General features: G+C 37.7%; 24 protein-coding genes, 5 tRNA genes, 1 rRNA gene and 1 pseudogene. 3 read left to right on the plus strand and 28 right to left on the minus strand.

The window, feature by feature from the left end:
• Positions 1 to 180: 180 nt before the first annotated feature.
• On the minus strand, positions 181 to 348 hold the full coding sequence (locus AC2VNP_RS11140; RefSeq protein ID WP_486917399.1) for a Flp family type IVb pilin: 168 nt from the start codon (positions 346 to 348) through the stop codon (positions 181 to 183).
• 312 nt (positions 349 to 660) lie between these two features.
• Here AC2VNP_RS11140 and AC2VNP_RS11145 point away from each other — a divergent pair, with 312 nt between their 5' ends.
• A complete protein-coding gene (locus AC2VNP_RS11145; RefSeq protein ID WP_486917400.1) occupies positions 661 to 1005 on the plus strand; it encodes a DUF192 domain-containing protein in 345 nt (114 codons plus the stop codon).
• Between the two features lie 169 nt (positions 1006 to 1174).
• On the opposite strand, the gene rlmH is transcribed toward AC2VNP_RS11145, so the two are convergent.
• Together rlmH and AC2VNP_RS11155 are read right to left on the minus strand one after the other, a co-directional pair.
• On the minus strand, positions 1175 to 1654 hold the full coding sequence (gene rlmH / locus AC2VNP_RS11150; RefSeq protein WP_275118742.1) for a 23S rRNA (pseudouridine(1915)-N(3))-methyltransferase RlmH: 480 nt from the start codon (positions 1652 to 1654) through the stop codon (positions 1175 to 1177).
• Positions 1655 to 1723: 69 nt separating this feature from the next.
• Positions 1724 to 1885: a CxxH/CxxC protein gene (locus AC2VNP_RS11155; protein ID WP_486917401.1), complete on the minus strand. Its 162-nt coding sequence runs from the start codon at positions 1883 to 1885 to the stop codon at positions 1724 to 1726.
• Positions 1886 to 2081: 196 nt separating this feature from the next.
• On the opposite strand from AC2VNP_RS11155, the gene AC2VNP_RS11160 reads away from it, so the two are divergent.
• Entirely contained in the window at positions 2082 to 3005 is a 924-nt protein-coding gene (locus AC2VNP_RS11160; RefSeq protein ID WP_486917402.1) for a 3-hydroxyacyl-CoA dehydrogenase, read from the plus strand.
• A 59-nt stretch (positions 3006 to 3064) separates the two neighbouring features.
• On the opposite strand, the gene AC2VNP_RS11165 is transcribed toward AC2VNP_RS11160, so the two are convergent.
• The 18 genes from AC2VNP_RS11165 to AC2VNP_RS11250 form a co-directional block, all read right to left on the minus strand.
• Positions 3065 to 4282, minus strand: coding sequence for a S1C family serine protease (locus tag AC2VNP_RS11165; RefSeq protein WP_486917403.1), 1218 nt, complete (start codon positions 4280 to 4282; stop codon positions 3065 to 3067).
• Between the two features lie 303 nt (positions 4283 to 4585).
• On the minus strand, positions 4586 to 5380 hold the full coding sequence (locus AC2VNP_RS11170) for an MBL fold metallo-hydrolase (protein ID WP_486917404.1): 795 nt from the start codon (positions 5378 to 5380) through the stop codon (positions 4586 to 4588).
• Positions 5381 to 5415: 35 nt separating this feature from the next.
• Positions 5416 to 6186, minus strand: a complete 771-nt coding sequence (locus AC2VNP_RS11175; RefSeq protein ID WP_486917405.1) for a two-component system regulatory protein YycI — start codon at positions 6184 to 6186, stop codon at positions 5416 to 5418.
• On the minus strand, positions 6173 to 7513 hold the full coding sequence (locus AC2VNP_RS11180; RefSeq protein WP_486917406.1) for a YycH family regulatory protein: 1341 nt from the start codon (positions 7511 to 7513) through the stop codon (positions 6173 to 6175). The genes AC2VNP_RS11175 and AC2VNP_RS11180 overlap by 14 nt, the downstream gene beginning before the upstream one ends.
• Positions 7506 to 9335: a cell wall metabolism sensor histidine kinase WalK gene (walK, locus tag AC2VNP_RS11185; protein WP_486917407.1), complete on the minus strand. Its 1830-nt coding sequence runs from the start codon at positions 9333 to 9335 to the stop codon at positions 7506 to 7508. Before walK ends, AC2VNP_RS11180 begins: the two co-directional genes overlap by 8 nt.
• A gap of 2 nt (positions 9336 to 9337) precedes the next feature.
• On the minus strand, positions 9338 to 10042 hold the full coding sequence (yycF, locus tag AC2VNP_RS11190) for a response regulator YycF (RefSeq protein WP_486917408.1): 705 nt from the start codon (positions 10040 to 10042) through the stop codon (positions 9338 to 9340).
• Between the two features lie 587 nt (positions 10043 to 10629).
• Positions 10630 to 12138, minus strand: coding sequence for a peptidoglycan DD-metalloendopeptidase family protein (locus AC2VNP_RS11195; protein WP_486917409.1), 1509 nt, complete (start codon positions 12136 to 12138; stop codon positions 10630 to 10632).
• Between the two features lie 283 nt (positions 12139 to 12421).
• A tRNA-Thr gene (locus AC2VNP_RS11200) sits at positions 12422 to 12497 on the minus strand.
• Positions 12498 to 12534: 37 nt separating this feature from the next.
• A tRNA-Phe gene (locus AC2VNP_RS11205) sits at positions 12535 to 12610 on the minus strand.
• A 12-nt stretch (positions 12611 to 12622) separates the two neighbouring features.
• Positions 12623 to 12738: ribosomal RNA gene (gene rrf, locus AC2VNP_RS11210) — 5S ribosomal RNA — on the minus strand.
• A 10-nt stretch (positions 12739 to 12748) separates the two neighbouring features.
• Positions 12749 to 12824 (minus strand) — tRNA-Asp (locus AC2VNP_RS11215).
• 27 nt (positions 12825 to 12851) lie between these two features.
• Positions 12852 to 12926, minus strand: a tRNA-Glu gene (locus AC2VNP_RS11220).
• A 14-nt stretch (positions 12927 to 12940) separates the two neighbouring features.
• Positions 12941 to 13016, minus strand: a tRNA-Lys gene (locus AC2VNP_RS11225).
• Between the two features lie 529 nt (positions 13017 to 13545).
• On the minus strand, positions 13546 to 14832 hold the full coding sequence (locus AC2VNP_RS11230; protein WP_486917410.1) for an adenylosuccinate synthase: 1287 nt from the start codon (positions 14830 to 14832) through the stop codon (positions 13546 to 13548).
• A gap of 312 nt (positions 14833 to 15144) precedes the next feature.
• Entirely contained in the window at positions 15145 to 16509 is a 1365-nt protein-coding gene (dnaB, locus tag AC2VNP_RS11235; RefSeq protein ID WP_486917411.1) for a replicative DNA helicase, read from the minus strand.
• Between the two features lie 188 nt (positions 16510 to 16697).
• The gene (gene rplI, locus AC2VNP_RS11240) at positions 16698 to 17141 is read right to left on the minus strand and encodes a 50S ribosomal protein L9 (RefSeq protein ID WP_486917412.1); all 444 of its coding nucleotides are present in this window, start codon (positions 17139 to 17141) and stop codon (positions 16698 to 16700) included.
• Between the two features lie 2 nt (positions 17142 to 17143).
• Entirely contained in the window at positions 17144 to 19108 is a 1965-nt protein-coding gene (locus tag AC2VNP_RS11245) for a DHH family phosphoesterase (protein ID WP_486917413.1), read from the minus strand.
• Positions 19109 to 19139: 31 nt separating this feature from the next.
• Positions 19140 to 20069, minus strand: coding sequence for a YybS family protein (locus AC2VNP_RS11250; RefSeq protein ID WP_486917414.1), 930 nt, complete (start codon positions 20067 to 20069; stop codon positions 19140 to 19142).
• A gap of 236 nt (positions 20070 to 20305) precedes the next feature.
• Between AC2VNP_RS11250 and AC2VNP_RS11255 the strand changes: the two genes are divergently transcribed.
• Positions 20306 to 20884 (plus strand): histidine phosphatase family protein, encoded by a 579-nt coding sequence (locus tag AC2VNP_RS11255; protein WP_486917415.1) that lies wholly within the window; start codon positions 20306 to 20308, stop codon positions 20882 to 20884.
• 78 nt (positions 20885 to 20962) lie between these two features.
• On the opposite strand, the pseudogene AC2VNP_RS11260 reads toward AC2VNP_RS11255, so the two are convergent.
• The 7 genes and pseudogenes from AC2VNP_RS11260 to AC2VNP_RS11290 form a co-directional block, all read right to left on the minus strand.
• Positions 20963 to 21969, minus strand: a pseudogene (locus AC2VNP_RS11260) (IS1595 family transposase).
• Positions 21970 to 22262: 293 nt separating this feature from the next.
• A complete protein-coding gene (gene rpsR, locus AC2VNP_RS11265; protein ID WP_209125205.1) occupies positions 22263 to 22499 on the minus strand; it encodes a 30S ribosomal protein S18 in 237 nt (78 codons plus the stop codon).
• 76 nt (positions 22500 to 22575) lie between these two features.
• The gene (gene ssb, locus AC2VNP_RS11270) at positions 22576 to 23082 is read right to left on the minus strand and encodes a single-stranded DNA-binding protein (RefSeq protein WP_486917416.1); all 507 of its coding nucleotides are present in this window, start codon (positions 23080 to 23082) and stop codon (positions 22576 to 22578) included.
• Positions 23083 to 23159: 77 nt separating this feature from the next.
• The gene (gene rpsF / locus AC2VNP_RS11275; protein ID WP_275118759.1) at positions 23160 to 23447 is read right to left on the minus strand and encodes a 30S ribosomal protein S6; all 288 of its coding nucleotides are present in this window, start codon (positions 23445 to 23447) and stop codon (positions 23160 to 23162) included.
• 346 nt (positions 23448 to 23793) lie between these two features.
• Complete coding sequence (ychF, locus tag AC2VNP_RS11280) at positions 23794 to 24891, minus strand: redox-regulated ATPase YchF (RefSeq protein WP_486917417.1); 1098 nt, start codon at positions 24889 to 24891, stop codon at positions 23794 to 23796.
• Positions 24892 to 25186: 295 nt separating this feature from the next.
• Entirely contained in the window at positions 25187 to 25387 is a 201-nt protein-coding gene (locus tag AC2VNP_RS11285; RefSeq protein ID WP_486917418.1) for a DUF951 domain-containing protein, read from the minus strand.
• An 84-nt stretch (positions 25388 to 25471) separates the two neighbouring features.
• The gene (locus tag AC2VNP_RS11290) at positions 25472 to 26494 is read right to left on the minus strand and encodes a YkvI family membrane protein (protein ID WP_486917419.1); all 1023 of its coding nucleotides are present in this window, start codon (positions 26492 to 26494) and stop codon (positions 25472 to 25474) included.
• Positions 26495 to 26591: the final 97 nt, after the last annotated feature.

Raw genomic sequence — 26591 nt, forward strand, 5'->3', positions numbered from 1 at the left:
ATAGTGTTACTGCTCCTATTACCACTGCCACTACTCCTGCCAGCAATACTCCATACTCTGATAATCCTTGCCCTTTTTCTTCTACCACTAAGTTTTTTATTTTTTCAATCATTTTTCTTCCTCCTAACTATTTATAATTTCCCCAACTCATTTAGCGATTTCTTATTCTTTATTTGACTCTTAGAAATCAACCTCATTAAAGATGCCTGTAAATAATGTTGTCAATTGCCCTCTAAATAGTGTTACTGCTCCTATTACCACTGCCACTACTCCTGCCAGTAATATCCCATACTCCGACAACCCTTGTCCTTCTTCTTCCACCAATAAATTCTTCATTTTTTCTACCATGCTTCTTCCTCCTTAAATAAAATTAAATTTTTTCCTGTATCGAATAGACTAAAAAGTAACTAGGTCTCTAGTGCACTTTATTTATCCATTCGCGTACTAGATTAACTAATTTGTTCTCTACATAGTTCTTTGATCTTTCTTTTTGTTCTATATAGTGAACTTGTGTGAGTTAATAATAGTTCATTATAAAGAACGTGTAAACAGTTTTACCTAATTTTTTAAAAAAAAGAGTTCGACATTTTTCGCTATTGAGAACATTTTGTTTATGTTATATGTTTAATAAAGCCTATAAATTAAGGAGGTTACGCACCTATGGTTCAAAAATTACTTGTTGAAAAAAAGAGAAAACTGCCTTATACCATTAAGGAAGCTAATACTTTTGGCACACGTCTTAGGGGATTAATGTTTAGAAGGAAGCCTTTGAAAGAGGAGGGGTTACATATTACACCTTGTAATTCTATTCATATGTGCTTTATGTTTTTCCCTATTGATGTTGTGTTTTTAGATAAGAAACATCAAGTGGTTAAGATCGTCCATAATTTAAGCCCATGGAAGTTTATTGCTCCTGTTCGCGGAGCTCAATCAGTTTTAGAGCTGCCAGCTGGAGCTATCGAAAATCTCAGTATTGGTTTAGGTCAAAGAATAGAATTGAATTAAAATATCACTTACCATAAATGATTAAAACGATATGTTCTTCACTAAGAACATATCGTTTTTCCTATTTCTTTTCTATTTCTGTAAATAAGGAGAGTACTTTCCCAATGAGGAAAGTATAACAAGAGATGTTACAATCTAGACTACTGCTTAGTAATTAATATAGTCTCATCTACTTATGGTACGGTTCCCCCCGATTAATCCTGAACGCCCGATAAACCTGCTCCACCAAGATCAACCGCATGAGCTGATGGGGGAACGTCATCTTGGAAAACGACAGCTGCGCATTGGATCGTTTTAACACTTCATCACTTAATCCTAGCGATCCTCCGATAATAAATGCAATTTTACTTTTACCGTATGTGGCCAGCTTGTCCAACTCCGATGCTAACTGTTCTGATGACATTTGCTTTCCTTGAATCGCAAGTGCAATTACGTGCGCATCGGGATGCACTTTGGCAAGAATTCGTTCGCCCTCTTTTTGTTTAATTTGTTCCATTTCTGTTTCACTTAATTGTTCCGGGGCCTTTTCGTCCGGTACTTCAATGACTTCTATCTTCGCATAGGCACTTAATCTTTTTAAATATTCATTTATCCCCAACGTTAAATATTTCTCTTTTAGCTTTCCTACAGTCACAATTGAGATATTCACAGGTTACTTCTCCCCACTTCAACAAAGTTATCCACAAAACTTATCCACATATCCACACACTTGTTCCCATTAATCTGTAATAACATATGTAGGCTGCTTTTCACAGAAGGTACAGGCTGTGGATAATTTTTGTTCATCTGATAAAATTTCCATGTTTGGTGCTGCCTCACACTCGTCAATAATGTGGTCCATCGCTAGTTCTACGTGTTCTTCACAAGTATAGTATTTCATATTGTTACTCCCTTCAATCCGCTCATTAACTTTTTGGCTTTTTATTATAACATACCCCATCCTATATCACGTTACTTGTGGATAAACTTTTAACTCTCTTACTATTATTGTGTACACCAAATAACAATTAAATGGTAATATTTATATAAATCAATCTATTTATTCAAACCACTCTAAAAATTGAAGGAGCGAGATTATGAATTTTACTAATATTACTGTTGCAGGTAGTGGTGTGTTAGGCAGTCAAATCGCCTATCAAACGGCATTCAAAGGTTTTAATGTATCTGTATACGACATTAATGATGAAGCAATTGAACAAGGAAAGAATAGAATTTCAAAATTAAAACGCCATTATCAAAAAGACTTAGGAGCTTCTGACGAAGAAGTGAATGCTGCATACGACCGAATTTCTTTTTATACTGATTTATCGCAAGCAACAATAGATACGGATCTCGTGATTGAAGCTGTTCCCGAAGTCGTTACTATCAAAACAGAGTTTTATGAGAAATTAGGACAAGTTGCACCTGAAAAAACTGTCTTTGTTACTAACTCTTCAACGTTCCTACCTAGTCAATTTGCAGAAACTACAGGAAGACCAGAAAAGTTCTTAGCTCTTCATTTTGCTAATACGATTTGGAAAAACAACACAGCAGAAGTGATGAAGCACCCAGGTACGGATATGAAAGTATTTGATGAAGTACTTCAATTTGCTGAAGAAATTGGAATGATTGGCCTTCCACTATATAAAGAACAACCTGGTTATATCATAAACTCTTTATTAGTACCATTCTTAGAAGCTGCCCAAATGCTCCTATCCAATGAAGTGTCAGACATAGAAACAATCGATAAAACATGGATGATTGGAACTGGAGCCCCTATAGGTCCATTTGCAATTTTAGACGTGGTTGGTGTGACTACCGCTTATAATATTACCAATGCCAGAGCGCAAGCAACAGGTAATGAGGAACTAAAAAAACTTGCTGACTTTATAAAAACGGAATATCTCGATAAAGGAAAATTAGGAAGAGAATCAGGAGAAGGCTTTTATACATATCCCAACCCGAGTTTTGCTAAACCGGACTTTTTAAAAGGGAAAGCTGGGCACTTAGTAAAAAACTAGTCTCCAAAGTAAAAAGGCATTCCCAACGAATGCCTTTTTATTGTTCATTATTTATTCAATTAAAAACTTTGTTGTTCTGCTAATTGTAATTGTGTTGTTTCTTTTTCACCTTGTCGATAGAAGGTTACTTCAATTTCGTCACCAATTCTTGTTTGCGAATATAGATATTTTCGTAAATCGTGACTATTCTCGATTTCGGTACCATCAATATCAACTATGACATCATATTCCTTAAGCCCAGCTCGCTCCGCTGGTGACATTGGTGCAATGCTTGTAATAAATACACCTGCTTTCACCTCTGCTGGTAACTTTAATGTTTCTTGCCAGTGGTACCCTGGAATTTCTGATAATGATCGAATACCGACACCCATTTGCGGACGTTGTACCTCACCAAATCGTTCAAGGTCTTCAATTACAGGTACTGCAACGGCTGTTGGGATTGCAAACCCGATCCCCTCTACAGCACTCTGGTTAATTTTCATCGAGTTAATTCCAATTACTTGCCCTTTGATATTAATTAATGCTCCTCCACTATTTCCTGGATTAATCGCAGCATCCGTTTGTAGAACTTCCGCATGCCAATCGATTTGTCCATTTCCAGTTAGGTCAACAGGAATGCTTCTTTCTTTTGCACTAATAATTCCTTGCGTAACTGAGCTTGAAAAACGAAGGCCTAGTGGGTTTCCGATCGCAATGGCTGGCTCTCCAGCACGCAGCGTTTCTGAATTACCAAATTCAGCTACTGTCGTTACTCCATCATCGTCAATTTCAAGTACGGCTAAATCGGTAATTACGTCAGCTCCTAGCAGTCTCGCTTCTACGCGAGTTCCATCTGCCAAACTAACCTCTATTTGTCTAGCACCGTCAATTACATGATGGTTCGTTACGACGAATGCTTTTCCATCTGCTTTTTTATAGATCACACCAGATCCTGTACCCTCATTTATATCTTCAGACCAAAAGTTGGATTGTTGAAGGTTAATCACACCAACCACTGCATCAGATACCATTTCAACGGCATCGGTAATATCCGTATTGACAGAAACATTGACCGTTTGTTCTAAACCATCTGGTGTTCTTTCGATAACTTCATTGACCGGTTCATTTACTCGTTCTACTTCGTATGGAAGAAGTCCCATTTGTGAGAGAACGGGAATTGAAAAAAGAACCATCAATCCTCCAATTACTGCACCAATAAACGCTGACAGACCTAGTCCTTTTCCATTGCGTCGGTTCTGTCTCGTTTCGGTAGAATAGTGTTCATCGTAATATCCCATGTCTGCCACCATCCTTTTATCGATAGTAAGTAAAATTAAGTCCTTTTAATTTTATTATATTTGCCCTGAGTAAAAAGTCTACATGAGAGCAATACTTTTGATTATTTCACATACTATCTACTAGATTTCCCAAAAATCAGCGTCATCAAACCATAATTAAACGCCTTTAGTTGAAGCTTTTTACGATATAGCCAAGGATGATAGACTTCAGAAAAATTTCCTTTATTACGAAAAACAGGAGTGAGACATTAAGTCGTCTACACTCCTGTAATCGTTCATTTATCCTAAGTTCCAAATACTTACTTACACAGCCGTCAATTCGGTTGGTTTGTCTGGGTCGGTATCATACAATGAAAATTGATGACCATGACCACAGTCCCGTTCATCTAAAATTTGACTGACCGTCATTCTTGCTAAGTCTTTCATGTTATTATCTTTACTTAAATGAGCCAAATAAACGCGCGATGTTTGTTCCCCGACGACATCAGCTAAAGCATGCGCTGCATCTTCATTGGATACATGTCCTACGTCACTAAGAATTCGCCGTTTGACACTCCATGGATAACGTCCCATTCGAAGCATATTGATATCATGGTTCGATTCAAAAATATACGCATCAGCATTTTTGATCGTCCCCTTAATTCTCTCACTGACATAGCCCATATCCGTTGCTAGTACTAATTTTTTCCCTGAATGGTGAAACACATAAAACATCGGCTCTGCCGCATCATGAGAAACCCCGAACGACTCGACTTCAAGGTCCCCAAATTGTTTGACTTCTTCTCGTTCAAAATGGAACTTTTGCTCGGAAGACAGTGTCCCTAAATCTTTCTCCATCGCTTGCCATGTCTTTGCATTTGCATAAACGGGAAGATTATATTTCCTAGCAAGTATTCCTACTCCTTTAATATGATCACTGTGTTCATGTGTCACAAGAATGGCATCTAGTTCTTTAGGCTGACAGCCAATCGTTTTAAGGAGCTCGTCCATTTTTTTCCCACTTAAGCCAGCATCAATCAGGATCCGCTGGTTTTCAGTAGCGACATAAAGTGCATTTCCTGAACTCCCACTAGCTAAGACGCTGTATTGCAAAGTCATATTTTTTCACTCCAGTAATTTCTTCGATTATTCATTTAAAAAACGTCCTGTACAGAACCATCGATCGCATTGATCAAGTAGTCCTCTCCATCTACAGATATTCTCCACATGGGAGCAAATACTTGGACATCGCCTACTTGTTTAAAAAAACTATAATACCCAAAATCAACTTGGGTTATCGTTTGATTGGCGGTAATTAACTGTTCATTTAACAAGCGTTCAATTGCTTTTAACCCTGAAAGAAACTCTTGCTCTCTCCCTGTTTCATCGACCTCATAAATCATTTGTTGATAAGCGACGATTTCATTTTGATCATTTAATTGAAGTATAAGCGGTGCCTCATCGAAAGAGTACATGATTTTATTATCGTATTGTTGCATAAACTGCAACTGATTCCGTTCTTCTTCTTGTTGACTAAAGCGATACATCTCTCCCTTTAGAACATATTCCTCGAGGAAACTTTTTACTTGTTGACTCATTGAGCCTTGCTCTAAAGGATACGGTTCTTTTAGTCTTGATATAATCGTTGTTTCATTCACAAAAGTAACTTCTTGTCCTTTTAATCCATTAATCTCTTCTTCTGAGATCACAATATTTTTACCGACAATTAAAAATCCAGATTGTATTTCTTCATCGAGCGGGTCTTCAATTACAATATTCATCTCGTTTAGACGTTCTTGGAGGGTCGCTTCTATAATCATTGTAATTTGATTATGATGATTGAGCTCTCGCAACTGATAAAAAAGAAAGCTGTTTAGCAGGATAAACGTAATGATAAAAATTGTTTTCGCTCTACTCCAATCCATAATCGTCTCCCTCACGTTCTTTTCCATCATCCAACGATATTTTTTGCCACACGTTATCATAGAAAATATACCAATGCGGTTCTATCGTTACAAACGCGTTCCATTTTTTCATTTCATAGCCTATCGTTATTTTCTGTAGTAGCGTTCGATCAAAATACTCTCTCTGTTCAAGTTGATGAATCACATCATGTCCTGATGGTAAATCTACGATCGTTCTTGCATATTCCATCGGTTGTTGGTCTAAATCAAACAAAGGACGTATATATCTTGAAGTTTGATTGCCGGTTCTAAACACATGCAGACTCATCACGTCATAACCACCTAATGAAATCACCGGGTGTCCGTTAAGCCATAGTCGATATTTGGCTTCTTCCTTCCCTTCATCTGAAACCCAATCGTCTAATAGATAGGGATCGGTCCAACCACCATGTCCATTAATAAAATCGATGCTGCTTACAATAACGTTTCGACTTCCTCGCTCGGGGTTTTCACTATAAATCGGATTGATATAATCCATGAAATTGCCATTATTAATAATATTAATGAGACGGTTTCCATCCGTGTACGACTCATCGCCATTCGCTTGGCGAAAGTATTTAGCTGACAGCGGATCGTTAAAAAGTAACTGCTTAAATACATCGACTGAAACCGGGGTGACCGTATAAGAAATCGTTTCTACACTAACATTTTCTTCAGGTAGATATAGAGATTTTCGCCACTGGCCCATTTGTGAACCTACTGAATAATCGAAAGCTCTCATCAATTCATCGGTGTGTGCCATGTAATTTTCCTCAAAATCACTAGTTGAAAATGACGTTTCAATATCTAGAAATCGCTGCTCTTTATTTGAAACGACACGATAATGAACTTTCTCTGTTTCGCGATTTATATAAACAAGGACTCGCTCCACATGATTAATGGGCAATACGAAGTCTTCTTCGACATTTTCAAATAAACTTAAAAATACATCACCTGGGATCTTTGTTGGAAAAACAAGCTCGATTGATTCTTCTAACACTTGGCTAAGTGTAATATTCGACATCAGCGATATTTCTTCCACTCGACTCGTAAACCATTGTTCATAGAACTCGAGAAAGAACGACTCTCTATTATTCAGTAAAAAATGTTCACCATTAACATGGATTACCAATAGTTCTGGTACTATCACTTGTGATAACTTTCTTTCTTCATTTAAGTTTGGATTATTCACGTAGTCCGCATCTTGAAGCAGTGCATAGTTTGGTTGGAAAGTCCAAATTTGCCATGTCAACACAAGGCTCAGTAATACGAGAAAAGTAAGTGTCCCGGATTTAATGTTCTCATACATAATCGGACTCTCCTCTCTTAAAAACTGAGTACGGTAGTGTGAAATAAATCGTTGTTCCTTCACCATACTCACTTTCAACCCAAATTTCGCCACGGTGTGCATGGACGAATTCTTTTGCAATAGCTAATCCTAAGCCTGTTCCACCAATATTTCTCGCCCTCGCTTTATCTACACGATAAAACCGATCAAAGATTTTCTTCTGACTTTCACGAGGTATTCCTACACCTTGGTCAGATATGCTGAGGCGAAGGTTATTTCCTTGATGAAGCAAGTGAATAGCGATTGTTCCGCCGTCCGGTGAGTACTTTATTCCGTTGGAAATAATATTATCAATAACTTGAGTAATTTTATCTTTATCAATATGAACAAACATTTGCTCTTTAGGTATACTGCGGGCAAAATGAATGTTTTTTTCACTAGCAATCATTTCAAACCGATCGACTATATTGTGAAGAAAATGATTGAAATCAACTTCTTCAAATGTGAATCGATAATCTTTACTGTCCATTTTAGATAACTGTAACAGATCATTTACAAGTCGAATCATTCGTTCTGTCTCATTTTGCGTCACATTTAAAAACTTTGACGCCAGCTCTATATCTTCAATCGCTCCATCTTCTAGAGCTTCTAGATAGCTTTTCATTGTTGTTAACGGTGTTCGCAGTTCATGAGATACATTCGCTACAAACTCCCTTCGTTCTTGTTCAATTTTTTCTCGTTCCGTCACATCGTGAAGTACGGTAATGATCCCCGTAATCGGTCCATTCTCTTTTTGAATGACTGAAAAGCTCGCTTGCAATAAAAATTCTTGTTCTTCTGTACTAAAATCAAGCAAAATCGACTCACTATAGTCATCTAATTCGTTTGCTGCAAACGTCTCAGAAAGTCTTAGCACTTCTGGAAGTGGTTGAGAATAGGCTTCTTCACTCGTTGTTTCCAACAATTGTTCTGCGCGTTGGTTCATTAAAATAATATTACCGTGCTGGTCGGTTGCAATCACGCCATCGGTCATATGCGTTAAGACAGAGCTTAATTTTTTCTTTTCTCGATCGGTTGAGGCATTAGCTTCTTTCAACTTTAACGTTAGATCATTAAACGACATGGCGAGTTGTCCGATTTCATCTCGTCCGTAAACTTGAACTTGCCTTGAAAAATCTCCTTCTCCCATTCGTTTCGCTTGTTTCTTCATTTCTATAATTGGTGTTGTAATCGTTCGTGCAATTAATATAACAAGGATTGCCGTAATAAATATGGCAATGACGGTCCCCTTGGCAAGAATATTATTAATTTGCTTGATTTGATCATAAATTTCTTCCATTGAGGCTTCAATATAAATGGCACCAATCGTTCCTTCTTTTGACTGCACGGGCATTCCGATGACACGCATCCGATGGCCTGTCTCAGGATCACGTAAGGTCGCTCCATCTTTTGAACCGAGAAGCGCCCGCTTAACCCTTACCTCAGTGCTTTGTTGCCCAACAATATGGCGGTTTTGAGCATTAGAAGTTGCTAAAACCACCTTATTGATATCAACGACTTGGGCTTCCGAATTTTCTACAGGGAAAAACTCTCTTAGGAGCACATTAATATCTCTAGCAAGTGAAGAGTTATCATCTCTCGTTTTCGTCAACTCTTGTTCGATACTATAGGCTAGTAAGTTTGCTCTTTCATCTAGCATTTCTTGATAGTTATTAACGAGTTGCTCTTCTAATTGACGAATAAAGTAAACCCCGGTAATTTGTATGGCGATAAAGAGCAACAATACATAAATAATAATCAACTTAAATTGAATCGATTTAAAAAAACCGACCTTGTTGTCCATTCTTAATTCTCCTGCCCTGGAAGACGTAAATAATATCCGACTCCTCTACGCGTAATAATCCAAGTTGGATAACTAGGATTATCTTCTACTTTTTCACGAAGTCGTCTTACCGTAACATCAACGGTTCTCACATCTCCAAAATAATCGTATCCCCAAACGGCTTGCAGTAAATGTTCTCTCGTCATAACCTGCCCGAGATGATTGGCCAAGTAATGAATGAGCTCAAATTCACGGTGAGTCAGTTCAATTTCTTCACCGCGGCGTTTGACTAAGTAAGCGTCAGGCTTAATGACTAAATCACCCACAACAATCTCCTTCATCTGCTTTTGTTCATCTGGTTTTATACTATGACGTCTTAAATTAGCCTTTACTCGCGCGATCAACTCACGCGTACTAAACGGTTTCGTTACATAGTCATCAGCACCTAGTTCTAGGCCTAATACTTTATCTATTTCAGAGTCTTTTGCCGTTAACATAATAATTGGCATATCATGACTTTTACGAATTTCTCGGCAAACTTCCATTCCATCTTTATACGGCAGCATAATATCAAGTAAAATCAAATCAGGTACTTCTTTAAGAGCTAATTCAATTGCTTCATTACCATCATGTGCACAAGTGACATTGAAGCCTTCTTTTTCTAAACTAAACTTCAAGATATCTGCAATTGGTTTCTCATCATCTACTACAAGAATGCGGTTATCCATTCTAATCGCCCCTAACCTAGTTTACGTTTACTTATCTTCATATTTTAACATATTAACTGTTCACAAAAGTAGATATATAGCTTTTACCCAGATGTTCCATAATTCAAAAGCGGAAGGGTGGGAGTATCGCACTAGACATTAATTGTTAAAGTTACTCAACCCAAGTGACGGCCATTGTTTAACGGTGGCATATAGACTGAAGCCTTCCATTTGAGATATTAGATATACACAGAGCTACTTTTGGTGTGCTAAAGAAGGAGTTTATCCTTTTTACGGACTGAGAGGCCCCTATTTTAACAAAATCCTTTATTTTTTGTGCTTGGCGGACTCAGGTACCTCTATTTGATAAAAATCACCCAAAATGAACACAAAAACCATTAAATAAGGGCCTCTCATTCCGTTTATGGCTAAAAAAGGTAGTTATTACATAAATAAGAGCTTCTGAGTCCGCTAATTTTGTATACTCGAGCATTTTTCCATCTATTATGCATACTAAACTATGAATCTGTAATTATTGGGATAAGAACTACCTCTTTCTTGTAGAGTATAAAAAAAGAGGCTGACCCATGAGTCAGCCTCCGTATATGTTAACGATTTAAATAGTCCATTGGGTTTTGAAGCTTACCGTTATGATACACTTCAAAATGGAGGTGAATTCCTGTTGAATTTCCTGTGGTCCCCATTACACCTATTTTTTGACCTTTAGCAACTGTTTGACCTACTCGAACGTCAATAGAAGCTAAATGTGCATATAATGTTTCAACTCCATTGTTATGATTGATGCGGATCGTATTCCCGTATCCACCTTGCCATCCTGCTGAAACAATCGTTCCATTGTCTGCAGCTAAAATATTGTAGTTACTAGGACGTGCAATATCAATTCCTTTATGGAAACGGCCCCAACGGTTTCCTTGGTAACTTGAAATATAACCACCAACAGCCGGCCAACCTAGATTACCCGTTCCACGCGAAGTCGATTGTTTTGTTCCCTTAACTACAATACGATTAACTGCTTCTTCTACAACTTCCTCTTCACGGATTTTTCGCTTAACCGTTTGACCATTTCGCTCTACGATTTCATAGCTTACAATCCGTTTTCCTGGTTTTCCTTCTTGCACAATTTTCGTATCGCCTTTCCACATCGACGAATCTTCTTTCGTTTCTGTTTGGAAAGTAATTTCTTCTTCGACTTTTGTTACCTTCTCGACTAGAACAGTAATAGTAGGTTTATAGGCTGTTACATTGACTTTTTGCCCAATTTGTAGAAGTGTATCCTCAGTGATATCAGGATTTAGCTCTAGTAACTCGTTCGTTGATAAGTTATGCTTACTCGCAATGGACCCAAGAACATCCCCTACATCAACGGAATACGTTTCCTCAGTTAGCGTACCGAGTTTTAGCATTTTAATCGCTTCGTTTTTTGATAAAATATCACTTGGACGAGCTAGGCTGTATTCGTACTCTACTTCCGATGATAAAGAAATCTCCTGAATTTCTGTTTCTCCTACACTTGGTTCTACCGAGTGCTCTACATCTTCTTTATCCTCTTCATAAGACACTAACTCATCTTCTGATACATACTGTAATTTAAAATCCCGTAAGACCTGTTCTGCTGTTTCTTGTTCTTCAACGAATAAAACGGTCTCATCGTCAAAACGCATCGCTACAGCTTCAGCTTTTATGGTTAAAAGCTCATCTAGTTTTTCCACCGTTTCTTCTGTTTTTGTTCTTGCTTGGAATACTCGTTCTGGAATAAGCTTAACATCTTGGCCAATCATTAGATTAAATGATTCATATTGTTTAGTGTATTGGTTAATCTTTTGATCCACTAGTCTTTGATAGTCTTCCGTATCATTAATAGAACCAATTCTTTCACCATCTACATACACGTGATAGATCGTTTGTAATGAACTATCGCTATTTTCATTAGCTAGCACTGCAGGCGCTGTTAACAATAAAGCTGAACATGCTGCTACACTAGTCGCAAGTTTTACATTATGTATGGAATTATGTACAAAGCTCTTACATTTTTCTAGTAAATTACTGTGCCTAAACCTATTACTTTCATCGGCACTTGTCGATTTAAACAGATTCATAAGATCCTCCTAAAACTCTCTTACATCCAAAGTTGCTCTATTAGACAAACTTAGACAACTTTTATCATTTTAACATAAAGCGATTTAAAATGTGTCAGATAATTGAAAATGAAATGTTTATGTAATAATCCTACACGAAATAGCTTTTCCTAAAGGAAGGTGGTCTTTTCTATTTCTCCTGTTAAAGGCAAAAAAAAAACACCATCTAAACGGTGTATTTGTCGTTACTCGATATATATGATTATGGTAAATCTTTAATATTTATTCCGAAGAATAAAATAAATGGTGCCGGCGAGAGGACTTGAACCCCCAACCTACTGATTACAAGTCAGTTGCTCTACCAATTGAGCTACACCGGCATACATATTTAAGGTATTAGCAACTTACTAAAGTAAATGGTGGCTCGGGACGGAATCGAACCGCCGACACATGGATTTTCAGTCCATTGCTCTACCGACTGAGCTACCGAGCCTAAAAATAAAAAGCTTGGCGACGTCCTACTCTCACAGGGGGAAGCCCCCAACTACCATCGGCGCTAAAGAGCTTAACTTCCGTGTTCGGCATGGGAACGGGTGTGACCTCTTTGCCATCATCACCAAACTTTTTATTATGGCGGTCCCGACGGGAATCGAACCCGCGATCTCCTGCGTGACAGGCAGGCATGTTAACCGCTACACCACGGGACCATAATAATATTTAATTTTCAATGTAATTGGTGACCCGTACGGGATTCGAACCCGTGTTACCGCCGTGAAAGGGCGGTGTCTTAACCGCTTGACCAACGGGCCACTTTAATTTAAAGTGGTGAGCCATGAAGGACTCGAACCTTCGACCCTCTGATTAAAAGTCAGATGCTCTACCAACTGAGCTAATGGCTCCTAGATTAAGGATGATTATTCAAATTGATGTTTCTTCCTCTACCAGTATTTCTTTGAAGATTGATGCGTCGAAACAACTCGTAGTAGTTCGAAGATGCCTATGCTCGTTGCTCTACCAACTGAGCTAATGGCTCTCATATTTGTTAATGTTTCTTAACGACAAGAATTATATTAACATAAGTATTTATCGTTTTCAAGTAGTTTTTTAAAAAAAGTTTTTTCTTTTTTTATTACTTGGACAAGCACTTGAACAACCTTTAATAGAATACTGTAAAACTCGTTCATTTTCAAGTCTTTTTTGTTCGTTTACAATTATAAATTCTCGGTAAAGAAGTAGACTCGACTGACGTAGTAAACAATTTTAGGAATTAAGTATAAGACAACTACACCTCTGTCTTCGCTAAAAAGCTAGCCAATGGCAGTTATCTTCAAAGGCTATTTTCATATTTTGATTGCTGTAGAGCCGATTTATTTATAAAAATAAAGGCAAGAACAAGCTTTTACTTATTCTTGCCTAAAGTTATAAAATTTAAACAAACACACCACGAATTAAGTTTGTTTGATTACGATCTGGACCTACTGAGAAGATTGCTAAAGGAATACCTGTTAATTGAGATACACGTTCAATATAATGACGCGCATTAGGAGGTAGTTCGTCTAATGAACGAACACCTGTAATATCTTCTTCCCATCCTGGTAACTCTTCATATACAGGCTCACATTCCGCTAGAACTTTTAAGCTAGCTGGAAATTCGTCAATAATTTCACCTTTATATTTATAGGCTGTACAAATTTTTAACGTTTTAATTCCTGTTAGAACATCAATTGAATTCAGTGATAAGTCCGTAAGACCACTTACGCGACGGGCATGTCGTACGACAACACTGTCAAACCAACCGACACGGCGCGGTCGACCTGTTGTCGTTCCATATTCATTACCTACTTCACGAATTTGATGACCAATTTCATCATGAAGTTCCGTTGGGAATGGACCATCACCTACACGTGTTGTATACGCTTTTGAAACTCCTACTACATGATGAATTTTTGATGGACCTACACCAGAACCGATTGTAACCCCACCAGCAATTGGGTTAGAAGAAGTAACAAAAGGATATGTACCTTGGTCAATATCAAGCATAACTCCTTGTGCACCTTCAAAAAGTACACGACGACCATCATCTAATGCATTGTTTAAAACAACAGATGTATCACAAACATAATGCGCAATTTGTTGTCCATATTCATAGTACTCATCCAGGAAGTCTTCTTTTTTAAATCCTTCGACTTCATAGTACTTCTCAAACATACGGTTTTTCTCTTCTAAATTACGTTCCACTTTTTGCTCAAATTCTTCACGATCGAGTAAATCTGCAATTCGGATACCGATACGCGCTGCCTTATCCATATAAGCAGGTCCGATACCTTTTTTTGTTGTTCCAATTTTATTTGCACCTTTACGCTCTTCTTCTACGATATCTAACTTCAGATGATAAGGTAGAATGACGTGCGCTCTATTACTAATTCGAAGGTTGCTTGTATCTACATTTCGGTCATGTAAATACTTTAGTTCTTCGACTAGTGCTTTAGGGTCGATAACCATACCGTTCCCAATCACACAGATTTTGTCTTTATAAAAAATTCCTGATGGAATCAAATGTAGTTTATACTTCTCTCCACCGAAAACAATTGTATGTCCTGCGTTGTTTCCACCTTGATAGCGTGCAACTACTTCTGCTTTTTCAGAAAGATAGTCTGTAATTTTACCCTTTCCTTCGTCTCCCCATTGCGTTCCAACAACTACTACTGATGACATTATGTGCACCTCCACAATTGCTTTTACACCTCTATATATGTTGTGTAAATATTAATGATCTTACTCAAACCATAGCTAGTTTATCAATTTACATCCTTAAAGTCAATAAAACCCGAACATTATTTAATATTTTTTATTAATTTGTTCGTTAAAACTTGTTAAATTCGTTAGTGAAGATCATTTGGAATGAAGAATGAAGCCACAACATCAAGTTAAAGCCAGTCTACTCATAATTCAGTTTTCCTCACTACTACAAAACCCATGCTGTTTCAGCATGGGTTTTGTGTCATTGATTATTGTTAACCTTAATCGTTATGCTCCAGGTGGAATACTACTTTCATCATGACGTCTATCTAAGGTAACGAATTTATTATACTCTTTTACGAAAGCAAGCTCGACTGTTCCAACAGGACCGTTACGTTGCTTGGCTATAATAATTTCAATGATATTTTTATTCTCAGATTCCTTATCATAGTAATCATCACGATATAAGAAGGCAACGATATCGGCATCCTGCTCGATACTTCCCGATTCACGAATATCACTCATCATCGGTCGTTTATCTTGTCTTGATTCTACACCACGTGATAACTGTGAAAGAGCGATTACTGGAACTTCTAATTCTCTGGCAATGGCCTTTAATGTACGAGAAATTTCAGAGACTTCTTGTTGACGATTTTCGCCGCCTCTTCCACTTCCTTGGATAAGTTGCAAATAGTCAATCAAGATCATTCCTAAGCCTTTCTCTTGCTTGAGACGACGACACTTCGCACGAATGTCATTAACTTTAACACCAGGTGTATCATCAATATATATTCCTGCTTTAGACAGACTCCCCATCGCCATCGTTAACTTTTGCCAATCTTCAGGTTCTAGCTGTCCCGTTCTCATCTTTTGTGCATCAATGTTTCCTTCCGCACATAATATACGTTGAACTAACTGACCAGCTGACATCTCTAAACTAAAGATTGCAACATTCTCATCTGTTTTTGTCGCGACATTTTGCGCAATGTTTAAGGCGAAAGCGGTTTTACCTACCGAGGGACGGGCAGCAACAATGATTAAATCGTTACGCTGGAAACCGGCTGTCATCCGATCGAGTTCGACGAACCCTGTAGGAATACCGGTAATTTCTCCACTTTGCTTTTCAAGCGCTTCAATTCGATCATACGTTTCAACAAGTACATCTTTTATAGCAATAAATGCTCCTGAATTTTTACGCTGGGCGACATCCAGAATCGTTTTTTCTGCTGTATCTAAGATCGCATCTACTTCATCTTCACTCGTATATCCATCGGCAGCAATATTTGTAGCCACACGAATTAGTCTTCTTAATAGCGATTTTTCCTCGACAATTCTACTATAGTAATCAATATTTGCTGCTGTTGGAACGGAATTCGCTAAATCACTTAAATAAGAAACTCCACCTACATCATCTAACCAATTGCGATCTTGTAAGTCTGAGGTAACCGTAATTAAATCAACGGGTTCTCCTTTTTCTGCGAGACTGAGCATAACCTCATAGATTCGTTGATGTGCAGATCGATAAAAATCTTCTGGTATTAACCGTTCTGAGGCAGTAACTAGAGCCTGTTCTTCTATAAAAATGGCCCCAAGTACTGCCTGCTCCGCTTCAATATTTTGGGGAGGGGTACGGTCAGCAAATAAATCACTCATTAAAATCCTCCTCTCCTGAACTTAACGCTTATAAAAATCTATCTATTTTTATTTTATAATTTTTATTTATTATGCAACGTCTTTTTTCTATTCTTCTTAGACATATATTCTACCATAAAACACAAAAATGGTTGATTATTAAAATCAACCATTTTTGTATATTGTGTATTTGTCATTTTAGTTTAATTTTATTGTCCAGTTACATGAACCTTTACAGTAGCAACAACTTCAGGATGAATTTTAATTGGAACATTCGTAAAACCTAATGCACGAATTGGCTCATCTAGCATAATTTTACGCTTATCTACCTTTTTCTTCATTTTTGCAAGTTCTTCAGCGATTTGTTTAGTAGAAACAGCTCCAAATAAACGACCACCTTCACCGCTTTTCGCTTTAATTTCTACAGTGATGCTTTCAAGTTCTTCTTTGTATTTCTGTGCATCTGCCAATTCCTCAGCAGCTTTTTTTGACTCACTTTTCTTTTGTGCTTCAAGGTTCTTAACATTCCCTTGTGAAGCTTCAACAGCTAAGTTTTGTGGGAATAGGAAGTTACGTGCATACCCTTCAGCAACATTTTTTACTTCTCCTTTTTTCCCTTTACCTTTTACATCCGCAAGAAATATAACTTTCATTATTAACTTCCCCCTTTTAAATATTCGTCTAATACAGCTCTTAATAAATCTTCAGCTTCATCCAATGAAGTGTCATCTAATTGTGTAGCTGCATTCGTTAGATGCCCGCCGCCTTTTAATTGCTCCATGACGATCTGGACATTTATTTCTCCTAATGAACGAGCACTAATCCCAATTCGTCCATCTTGACGCGCTGAAATCACAAATGCCGCCGTAATACCATCCATCGTCAAAAGAGTATCTGCTGCTTGAGCGATTAAGACTTGACTATAAACCTCATCTTCCGCCGCCTTTGCAATCGCTATTTCATCTTGGTAAATAATCGCCGACTCAATTAACTTCGCTCGTCGTACATATTGATCGATATCTTCTTTAAGCAGTCTCTGGACGAGAACGGTATCAGCTCCATTTCTTCTTAAGAAAGAAGCCGCATCGAATGTACGTGAGCCTGTTCTAACAGCAAAGCTCTTTGTGTCAACGATAATTCCAGCTAATAAGGCTGTCGCTTCGAGAATATCCATTTTCAGTTTCTTTGGTTGATATTCTAGTAACTCGGTAACTAATTCAGCCGTTGAAGAAGCATAGGGCTCCATGTACACTAGAACCGGATCCGTGACAAACTCTTCACCCCGCCTGTGATGGTCGAGGACAATTACTCGATCTACACGATCTAGAAGTTTAGGCTCGATGACAAGCGATGGTCGATGAGTATCAACCACAACAAGAAGTGTTTGGTCATTTGCCATTTCCACAGCTTCTTCTGGTGTAATGAAATGCGACCAAAGGTGATCATGCTTTTCTATTTCTTCCATTAATTTTTGAACATCTGAATGTATTTCATCCCTGTCTAAGACGACATAACCATCTTTTCCATTAACTTCAGCAATTTTTAAAACTCCAATGGCAGCACCAATTGCATCCATATCCGGGTTTTTATGTCCCATTATAATCACTTTAGAACTCTCCACAACAAAGTCTCGTAAAGCATGGGAGATTACACGTGCTCTAACACGGGTACGCTTTTCCATCGCATTTGATTTTCCGCCATAGAAATGAACTTTACCGTTCTTTTCTTTAATCGCTACTTGATCCCCGCCACGACCGAGTGCTAAATCTAAACTCGATTGGGCAAGAGCTCCAAGTTCGCGGATCGTCCCATCACCACTACCAATTCCTATACTTAAAGTAATTGGAATTTTTTCTTTTCCAGTAACGTCCCTAATTTCATCAAGAATTCCAAATTTGGTCTTTTCGATTAAACTAAGTGTTTGTTTATTAAAAATGGCTAAAAACCGATCAGAACCTGTTCGTCGAAGTAAAATTTCGTATTCACTCGCCCATTTGTTTAATGTTGCCGTGACTTGACTCGACAATTTGCTTCGGACTTGATCATCCATACCTTGAGTAACTTCATCATAATTATCTAAATAGATGAGCCCAATCACTGTTTGATCTTCTTCGTACATCTCTTTTGTTTGTACGGTTTCAGTTACATCAAAGAAATAAAGCAGCCGTTCATCTTTTTTATATTCGACATGAAAAAAATGTTCTTTAAGTGAAATCAGACCTTCTTCCTTTTCCTCTTCTATAATCGATAGAAGGTGTTCAGATAGGTCTTCTAATGGCTTTCCAATGAACGTATCTCCGAATACATGATTCATGTACGGATTAACCCATTGCACGACGCGTTCCTCATTATAAAGTAATATTCCTACTGGCAAGTTTACAACTGCTTCTTCACCTGCTTTATTTATTCGATACGAAAGCGTTGAGATGTACTCTTCAAGTTGCTTTTCGAAAGAAATTCTCGCTTGAATCGTATAAATAAGTAAAACACCTAACATAAAGAAGCCAATGATCCCGAGTTGCCATTGATAGTATGTTAATATTCCAATAAAAAGCACTGCTACAGTAAACAAGGAAACTACGTGATAACCATGCCACCGTTTCATCAAGAACTTAGGCATATTGTCAACTCCTACTTTATATTCCTAACCCTTACTTTTTTACTCGTTTCCGTAATTCAAAACCTAAATCAATGATACCTAATATTCTTACCATCACTAGAAACATTGGTAAGAGCAGGGTAAACACAGTAATTAAAATAGGGACCACTTTTGGAACACCTTTGACATAACAATAATAAAAGATAAAAGATAACCCTTGAATGGTCATAACAAATGTAAGTAAAGGAAACAGATTAATTAGTACAGTGTAAATAAATGAAGTTTCAGGTACTCCTATTAAAACCAGAATCGATACAATTAAATAATACCATAAAAAGGACTTTGGAAACGTCCACTCTCTAAACGGTGGAAGAGATGGAACCTTTGGATAAAACCGTTTAACAATGAGTCTTGAAAATAGTTGTGTTAATAAGGCTGTCGTTACTCCCATTAATATAATTAATAATGGACCTAATTGACCAAGCATATCAATTAAATCTTGGAAAGCTTCTAATTGTTCCCCAGGGTCTTGGCCAATCCCTGCTAACATACTTTCAGCAGTTTCGATCGATTGACGCATTAACTCTTGCGTCGTATGTAATGGATGTATTCCTAACAAAGCAATACTCATAATGAAAAGGACGATAATACTAACAATATACGTTAAACTACCACCTAGTAACACTGCTAATCCAGACTTATTTCTTCGGTACAATTCACCTGTTACTAAACCACCTAATCCAAACAATAACGGAATGGGAAGCCCAGGTAATCCAGCTATAATAAATGTTATAAATAACGTTACTGTCCAAAATAAAATACCAGGTTTTAAACCATGTCGAAGGACATAAATGATAAATGGAACAGGCATAAACCAAATGAGTACCATTGAAACAAATGGTATAAATATGAGTGCGATTACACCGATGCCAAACAGTGCTGCTAGTAATGCTCCTTCTGTTAAGGCTTTTGTTTTCTTCACATTTTCACCTCTCTTTTTATCTCATCTATTTTACCCTAGTTTCAACTAAAGATAAAGAAAGTGAAAGACCGTTTTTATTCTAAGGCTGTTTTCGTAAACTTTGTTGCTATTAGAATATAAAAGGGATAAATTTACTATTTTATGGTATTATTAGATGTATAGCTCTTCTTCAACTAACGGAGCAGGTTAGTGGAACAACCTAAATTGAATATAGATATATAAAAAAGGGTGGGAGAATGACCACAATAGGACTAATTAGACACGGAATTACTGAATGGAATTCTTTAGGAAAGGCACAAGGAGTATCAGATATTCCTTTAAATGAGATTGGAAGAAAGCAAGCATCTGATATTGGAGATAGGCTATCTCAAGAAGAAAAATGGGATATGATAATTACAAGTGACTTATCGAGGGCGATTGAAACAGCAAAAATTATTGGAAGTAAAATAGATTTACCTATTAGTCATATTGATGAAAGGGTTCGAGAAATAAATTGTGGGGAAATTGAAGGAACAACAGAGGAAGAAAGGGTTAAACTATGGGGTGGAAAGTGGCGTAATTTAGAACTTGGAATGGAAAAATTTGAAGACGTATCTAACAGAGGAAGAGATTTTTTAGAGGAAATAGTTTGTACATATAAAGGGAAACGAATATTGGTAGTCAGCCACGGTGCTTTAATCGGTTTAACATTACAACGATTACTGCCACAGAAATTCCAAAAGACATATATCGATAATACATCTATTACTATTTTAAATAATACAGAAGAAAAATGGGATTGTATTTTGTATAACTGTACGAAACATTTAAAGTAACTTAACTATTCTAATTAAGCTAACGAAAGCGTTAGTTCAATAACGGGCACAGCCGCTTCCTTTGGGGAGTGGCTATTTTTACATCTGACGCAAGTCATTGACCGTAATCAAATTGGATTTCTGGCAAGCGCTTAATAGCATTTGGTTTACTCGCTCATTGGTCGCCATTTTCTTGCTCTGTTGAAGGAAGCTAAACCAGTAAAGATAGTTATCCAAATACTTGGTTGCCACACCTTGGAACCGTCGCATCCAATCTTTCAAACGTTTATGGTAACTGTTGACGTGTTGAAGATGGTATATGCCTTTTTTAACATACCCCTCTTTGCTTAGGTTAATAGTTTCGTGTTTAAGGTTCTTCATAAGAGCGAACTTTTTATAATTCGTTGCAGTATCTGTGCATAGCAAAGAAGATGGGGAGATAAAGTCCCCAATAACCGCATCAATTTCTTCAGCCCTAACACGCCCAGTGCCAGCTTTTTGAGCAACCACTTGTCCATTACGGTCTTGTGCCACCACAACAGCAATTTTAAGGTTGCTAATCCCTCTCTTCTTATCTTTACCTCCACGTTTCTTGGCTTTCTATCAACCACTTCACTCCCTTTTAAAGACTCCTTGAAGAAGGTCTCGTCGCTTTCAACGATACCTTTTAAAGTCTGAAATCCTAATGAACGAAGAGCGAAGAGTACCTTGTGTCGCCAGTAGAATGCAGTAGATATGTGGATACTAAGTCTTTCAGCAATTTTTGGTAAGGTGTATCCTTCAACCATTAGGTTAAAAAAGGTTGACCACTTCCCGATGTACCGAGTTCCCGAAATAGGGGTGTTCGTTAAGTCGTTGAAAGACTTACCGCAATCGCGACAAAGATACCTTTGTCTGTTTCTGTATTTGCCGTTACGTTTCACTTTCACACTTCCACAATGAACACAACCTAACCCTTCATTGAAGCGCGTTTCTCTAATAGATGTAAACGCATCTTTCATATCTTCATCCGCATTAGAGAAGAATTCTTCTTTTATAAGGTTAAACAACTTCTGTTGCTCGTGTTTTGGCAAATCCGAGAAATCGGCATAAACGTCTTTCCACATCCTAAAACCCCTCCTATGGCAGTATTTTAGCACCTTCTAAGAGTTTGGTCAAAATAGCAACAATTTATGCGAAAACAGCCTATTCTAATGACCCTTTTTATATTGTACCTCTTTTCTTCGGTCGTTTGCATTTAAAACAGGATCTCCTTTAACAACTTCCGATGTTGTTATGTCCAATAAGGTAAAATGAATTCCATCCCGATTCACCTCAATCACCAACAATTGGCTTTCCTACAGCCTAGAATAAGAAAAGGCACGACAGAGAGTGATCTCTATCATGCCTTTTAAGTTAATTAGTTAACTTCATTAACGTACGGTAATAAAGCGATTTGACGAGCGCGCTTGATTGCAGTAGTTAATTGACGTTGGTATTTTGCAGAAGTTCCAGTTACACGACGAGGTAAAATTTTACCACGCTCTGAGATGAACTTCTTAAGAAGATCTGTATCTTTGTAATCGATTTTCTCGATTTTGTTTACTGTAAAGTAACAAACTTTACGGCGTTTTGGTCCACGTCCTCTACGAGCCATTGTAATTCCTCCTTCTTTATTAGATTTTTATATATACTACCCATATTTTTCAAGTCATCGGGAGATTTGTTTACGATTAGAATGGTAAATCATCATCAGAAATGTCGATGCTACTACCATCTGATGCAAACGGATCCTCGTCCAATCGAGATTGGTTACGATTAGGATTCTGTTGACCGTATCCTCCTTGGCCAGTTGGTGCTGGTCCACGGCTATAAAAGTCGTTTCCGCCTTGAGAACCGCCACCGCCACCACCGCCTGAACCTTTTGGCTCAAGAAATTGTACGCTATCAGCTACAACTTCTGTCACATAAACTCGGCGACCTTCATTATTATCATAGCTACGTGTCTGAATACGACCTTCTACTCCAGCAAGACTACCCTTTTTCAAGAAGTTTGCTACATTTTCAGCAGGCTTTCTCCAGACGATACAGTTAATAAAGTCAGCTTCTCGATCTCCTTGCTGATTCGAAAACTGTCGATTCACAGCAAGGGTAAAATTCGCTACTGCTACACCATTAGGCGTATAACGTAACTCTGGGTCTTTTGTTAGACGCCCGACAAGGACGACACGGTTAATCATCAGAACCCCTCCCAATATTTCACTTCTTCTAGAGAGAGTCAAAAGTTACCCTTCTGTACTCTCGTTATTATCGTCTATTATTGTTCGTCTTTAACGATTAGTAAACGAATGATGTTTTCGTTGATCTTAACTAGACGGTTGAATTCAGCAATCGCTTCTGGGTTAGCCATTACGTTGATTAAAACATAATAACCTTCACGGAAGTCGTTGATTTCGTAAGCTAAACGACGCTTACCTTTTTCTTCAACCTTCTCGATCTCAGCACCATTAGTAGTTAAAACGCCATTGAAACGCTCAACAAGCTCCTTTGTAGCAGCTTCATCAAGGTTTGGCGCAATAATGTACATGATTTCGTATTTACGCATTCCTCGTCACCTCCTTTTGGTCTAACGGCTCCATCTTTGTGGAGCAAGGAGCAAAAAACTAATGTCATTTACTCACATTGAATCATTATACCAGAGTAGCTTGTACTATACAAGCTTTTAAAAGGATATTCAAAAAGTCCGGGAAAAATAGCTGTCATTAGATGAACTTCGACTAAGAGCCCCACGTCCTGTGGGAACGTCGAAGTCACCACATCCTGTGGTAGCTCGTCAGCTTGCTCCTCCGCTCCTCACGTATTACCTACATACGCTGTGGTGCTCGGAGGCTGCACTTCCTCGATCTTCTCGGCTCTTTTTGTCCTCCTTTTTGAATACTTACTTTATATTATTAAACATTAAAACGGAAATGAATAACATCGCCATCTTCAACAATATACTCTTTTCCTTCTAAACGAACTTTCCCTTTTTCTTTTGCTACTGTCATAGACCCGGCTTCAACAAGGTCATTGTAAGCCACAACTTCGGCACGAATAAATCCACGTTCAAAGTCCGAATGAATAACTCCAGCTGCTTGTGGTGCTTTCATTCCTTGTTTAATTGTCCATGCACGAACTTCTTGTACACCAGCCGTGAAGTACGTACGAAGGCCTAGAAGGTGATAAGATGCACGAATTAATTGATCTAACCCAGATTCTTCAATTCCTAGCTCTTCTAGGAACATCGCTTTTTCATCACCGTCTAGCTCAGCAATTTCTGATTCAATTTTTGCACACACTACGATAACTTCTGAGTTTTCGTTAGCTGCAAACTCTTTTACTGTTTTCACATACTCATTATCGCCGCCAAGTAAGTCTTCTTCACTTACATTAGCAACATATAGTACCGGTTTCATCGTTAATAGATGAAGTCCATATACTACTTTTTCTTCTGCTTCTGTTAGTTCAACACTACGAGCTGGCTTTTCATTTTCAAATGCTTCTTTAAGCTTTAATAGTGCCTCATGCTCTAACATCGCTTCTTTATCTTTTTGTCTCGCCATTTTTCCTACGCGGTCAATTCGTTTATCAACTGATTCTAAATCAGCTAAGATCAATTCTAAATTGATGACTTCAATATCATTAATAGGGTTTACTCGTCCGGCAACGTGAGTAATGTTCTCATCTTCAAAGCAACGGACAACATGACAAATCGCGTCTACTTGACGAATGTGAGATAAAAATTTATTTCCTAACCCTTCACCTTTACTTGCTCCTTCAACAATCCCTGCAATATCTGTAAATTCAAACGTCGTTGGGACTGTCTTTTTCGGTTGAACAAGTTCTGTTAATCGGTTAAGACGAACATCTGGTACTTCAACCATTCCTACATTCGGATCAATCGTACAGAAAGGGTAATTTGCTGATTCTGCTCCTGCTTGAGTAATTGCATTAAATAATGTCGATTTACCAACATTCGGTAAGCCGACAATGCCAGCTGTTAAAGCCATCGGTCATCACTTCCTTTAGATTTTAGAAAGACACGTCTTATCGCCAGAGATGGCGAAAGGCGATGTCTTTTCTTATACTTTACTCCACTATTAAGGTAGTCTTAATAAAGTGAAAAAATTGCATATTTTCGCCCATTATATTTACATCTTATACCCTTCACAATTATAGAGATAGTTCCATAAAAAAACAAGAAGCTGACAATCAGCAGACCCTCGTGTATTGAGATTTAGTAAATCACTGTCGATCTCAATACGCAAGGGTTCTACATTTTACAGATAGTCAACTTCCTGTCCTCTAATCATTGTTCGCTTTTTCAATGATCTTTTTTAATTTTCGGCTGAACTCTTTCCGCGGTAACATGACACTATGGTTACAACCTTGGCATTTTATACGGATATCCATTCCCATGCGAATGATTTTCCAACGATTTTCTCCACATGGATGTGCTTTCTTCATCTCTACAACATCATTGATTTCAAACTGTTTATCGCTCATGAATCGACTCCTCCTAAGAGACGTTCGTCCATTTTTACGTTATTATACACTACTTTAATGAAAAGAAGGAATAATGTTTGTTAATTATTTGCTAAATGTTCCTTTTCTTAAAATAGGATAAAGGAGGATCGAGGCTAAAACATATAAATTTAATATTCCATACAAAGGGTATAAAATTGAAATAAGTGTTGAGAAACCAAACGTCGTGAGTGGAACCATTGTCATTAAGAGTAGCAATGCAAGCAGCCAAACCGGTAAGTTTACATACTCTCTAAACCTCGATACTAATCCGAAGACACCAGCAGCTGCTGTTGTATAAATTGCTATCCATAGCAACCCTGACATTAGTAAAACCATAAAGTATGGATAATGCTTTAGAATGGCAAAAAGCGGAATTTCATAAAGAATAATTTCTCCAGCGACCTGAAGTAGCGACTCATTATATAAGAATGAAATACTTCCTAGAATAACCCCGCTGCCAATACTAGCAATCCAAATCTCTCCCTCGTGTTTAATTTCTTTTCCTATCGCTGACAAAACCGCAATAAGAGGCAATATGTTTAAAGCGGTAAACGTTAAGGCAGCTGGCCAGTTTCTTTGTTCACTAAGTGACATTTCAAATGGGAAGCCTTTCATATATTGAAAAGCAAATAATACCGACAATAAACAAATGATTAAGATTGGAATAACAAATGCATTCATTGAAGTCATTCCTTTTGTATCCCAGACAAACAGCAAAATTAACAATCCACAAATAATACCAATTCCAAACCAATACGGTAGATGAATGACTTCTAATGTAGCTCCCCCACCTGCAAGCATGATCACCGTTGTAGAAAATAAATAAAGGACAATCATTACATCATATACTTTAGTAAACTGTTTTCCCATCAACGTTTGTAAAACAGGAATGTAGTGTGAAGATTGAGACTTGTAGCTAATCTTTAAAATTACCGTACAGCTCACAATAAACAAAATGGCAAATAATATAATTGCTAGTCCACTTTCACTCCCAAAAAATTCCCAAAGTTCCCTTCCTGATGCATATCCAGCTCCGATCATTGTTCCAATAATCAAAAATAACCATTTCAATCCATTCGTTACCAATTCAATGTCTCTCCTTCCAATGCTTGTACTTTTAACAAAACAGAAAGGATAGTTTCCATGCCTCTATATCTTTACTACCTTTTCTTTTCTCTTTATG

It is taken from the genome of Alkalihalobacterium sp. TH-98 (assembly GCF_057473385.1).